The sequence below is a fragment of the Exiguobacterium sp. s131 genome, from assembly GCF_018617345.1.
GTDB lineage: Bacteria > Bacillota > Bacilli > Exiguobacteriales > Exiguobacteriaceae > Exiguobacterium > Exiguobacterium profundum.
Window position 1 is genome coordinate 1 of record NZ_JACSJX010000017.1, and the last position, 358, is coordinate 358.

General features: G+C 47.2%; 2 tRNA genes and 1 rRNA gene. All 3 read left to right on the plus strand.

The annotated features are described in order from the left end of the window. Positions 1-10 precede the first annotated feature (10 nt). Positions 11-87: transfer RNA gene (locus tag KNO69_RS15275), tRNA-Arg, on the plus strand. Positions 88-93: 6 nt separating this feature from the next. Next, positions 94-170 (plus strand) — tRNA-Pro (locus tag KNO69_RS15280). 100 nt (positions 171-270) lie between these two features. Then, positions 271-358: ribosomal RNA gene (locus KNO69_RS15285) — 16S ribosomal RNA — on the plus strand; the annotation flags it as partial.

A 358-nucleotide genomic window follows, 5' to 3' on the forward strand; every position in this document is an offset into this window, starting at 1 on the left:
CGCACCATATGCACCCTTAGCTCAGCTGGATAGAGCGTTAGACTACGAATCTAAAGGCCGGGAGTTCGAATCTCTCAGGGTGCACCATTTTAACGGGAAGTAGCTCAGCTTGGTAGAGCACTTGGTTTGGGACCAAGGGGTCGCAGGTTCGAATCCTGTCTTCCCGACCATTTATTTTTTTGGTCTTTGAAAACTGAACGATGAGGCAAAAAAAGTTTTACAATTTTTGAATGAAGCGCAAGCTTCGTCAATTTAAGAGCTATATCAATTTCTTTGGAGAGTTTGATCCTGGCTCAGGACGAACGCTGGCGGCGTGCCTAATACATGCAAGTCGAGCGCAGGAAGCCGTCTGAACCCT